A 2,507-nucleotide genomic window follows, 5' to 3' on the forward strand; every position below is an offset into this window, starting at 1 on the left:
AAAGTTGGGAATATCACTTATCGTTACAGTATGGGGTGAATGATCCTTGCGCGTGAACTGACTATTACTGAGTTCAGAAAAATAAGTGATATCACACAGAGACGTAATTGATTGTTGGACGTTAATAGCGAGTGAACGTATCGACTTCCCCGCTGTAATCTCTGTGAGTACTTGACTTACTTTCTTGTCGCCAATCACACAAAAGTTGACGGTATCCATTGTGCTTTCGTCGTTCCAACGGATGAAGTTGGCAATTCGAAACAGATATACAGCTTTGACTTCATACGACTTAAAGCTAGCCGCAGACGTAGTCGTGGAACTCATGAGCAGCACTAGTGTGAAGACATAGAGTGTAATTTGGCCTCTAACCCAATTAAAACTCATGAGAAACCCTCACATAAACTGACTCTTGGTTGACACTTTTTGGGGAGGTTCGCTCGGCTTGATAACCATTACTTTTACCAATATTTTCAACCACAACTTCTATCAAAGGTGCCGCTGGTGATTTTTTCCATGCTAAACGAGCATCGAAGGTAATTTCATGTGGGTATGACTGCCATTCATATTGAGTTCCGTCTGCTGCAGTCCAGTAATCAGGATAATTTACATTGATGTATTGACCGATGAGGTCAAATTGCCAGCTGTCGGTGATATTCCACATAATTTGTGCTGTAGCGAGATGTTCGTTATCAATATCGTAATACACGCTCGTCTGCGGACTGGATTTAGGATCACCGCCTTTGTTTTCACCTTCTAACGTTGCATAGGCGTAACTTAGGTAACTGGTTAGGTCCTCAGAGAGTTGATAGCTTGCCCCTAACTCTAAACCGTATGTTTTGGCTTTATAGTCATCAGACAGTGCACCAACATAAACATGGCTCGCAGGGATGTCTGTCGAGTCATAACTGTGGAAACGAAGGTTGTCGTGCTCACTTAGGTAAATTGTGGCATCGAGTTCCAAATTTGCATTATTCGAATAGCGATAACCCATCTCAGCCGTTACAACATTCTCAATGTCTAGGTCCGCATTGGACTTATAAACATCTAGGTAGCTGTTGTTAGAATCAGCTGAATAACTGTTGAAGTAGTATGTGGAGTTTGAATCCATATAAGATGGCGCAACAACTGCACGGCTAAGCCCTGCCCATACAGAATGACGTGGATTTACTTTATATAAACCTCGTACTTGAGGTGAGATCTCTGTTGAATCATTCTGTGTGAAGTGCTCCACTTTCGCGCCGATAGTAATAGAAAGCGCTTGCGTCATTTGAATTTGAGATTGAACAAACGCGTTGGCGATATAATCGTTCGCTGATTCAATGTTATAAGCACGACCGTAGTAATCAGGGTTATACCAATCCACATCAGCAACTTGGCTTGATGAGAAATCAAGGTACATGTATCGGAGACCACCACCGAGTGTTATTTGATGATTGGCTGACAATTGATTGATGTAGGTTGAATCAAAATCAATCGTCGAATAGCTACCCGGGGCATCCGGAGCATTGTCTTCGTTATACTCACCCCATAGGGAATAAGAGAGCGTCGAATTTTCATCGAAGTGACGAGAGTCGTTAAATTGAATGTAGGCAGATTGGCTTTTGTTATCGAAGTCGTTGGCTTTTGAGCTTACAAACGTTCCTGTTTGGTCATATTGGACGCTATATAACTCTGACTCATGAAAGCTCTTTTCACCACCGATGCGTAAGGACCAGTTATCTTCGGCATTGCTCGGCTGAAACACCATGCCCGCGGTTTGTGCTTTCCACTTTTTAGATTCACCAACACGATACGGTGGTTCTTCACGATACTTGTAAAATACTCGAGCATTGACATTGTCGTTTAGGCTTAAGCCCTGACGAACACTAAACTCGTAATTATCGGTATTAGAAGCGACGCCAGAAAGATAGGTTCCTTGTGTATCATTGGCAGACTTAGTAATGATGTTCACCACACCATTCACGGCATTGCCTCCCCAAATCGTGCCTCCAGGCCCTTTTAGTACTTCGATTCGCTCGATATCAGCAAGCACATAGTCAACATCGCTCCAATACGTGCCGCCATAGACTGGGCTAAATAGGCTTCTACCATCCATCATGACCAGCATTTTGTTATACAGGCCATCGTGAAAGCCACGTGTAGACACAAACCACGATGTTTCATTGAACTTAGTGACTTTTAACCCAGGGACAAGTGCCAACACTTCCGCAATAGATTTTGCGCCGCTACGCTGTATGCGTTCGTTAGAAAGTACATAGACAGAGGAAGGAATGTCGGTGAGTTTCTGCGTCACTTTTGACGCCGTTTCCATTTCGACATCTAACATCGATAACTCTTCAAGACTCATTGACATCAATTGATCTAGCGAGTTTTCTTGAGCAAATACAAAAACAGGCGTTGTTAATGCTAGCCCTAAGCAAACCTGGCGGGATATCATGTGCTCACCTAATATACAAATAGATATTAATCCTTTAATCAATAATTAAACTATATACGAAATGCTATAC

The 2,507-nt window shown here is 42.6% G+C and carries 2 protein-coding genes; both read right to left on the reverse strand.

Annotation, left to right across the window (positions count from 1 at the left end; all coding sequences use genetic code 11):
* On the reverse strand, positions 1-324 hold a 324-nt coding region (locus tag BCT81_RS08450; protein WP_241908184.1), incomplete at its 3' end, for a YfiR family protein.
* Between the two features lie 49 nt (positions 325-373).
* Positions 374-2,437: a TonB-dependent receptor gene (locus tag BCT81_RS08455; protein ID WP_102423837.1), complete on the reverse strand. Its 2,064-nt coding sequence runs from the start codon at positions 2,435-2,437 to the stop codon at positions 374-376.
* Positions 2,438-2,507: the final 70 nt, after the last annotated feature.

It is taken from the genome of Vibrio sp. 10N.261.52.A1, assembly GCF_002876325.1.
GTDB lineage: Bacteria > Pseudomonadota > Gammaproteobacteria > Enterobacterales > Vibrionaceae > Vibrio > Vibrio chagasii.

Excerpts from the sequence above, each read along its gene's own strand:
- BCT81_RS08455 (WP_102423837.1), bottom strand. The coding sequence starts at position 2,437 with ATGATATCCCGCCAGGTTTGCTTAGGGCTAGCATTAACAACGCCTGTT.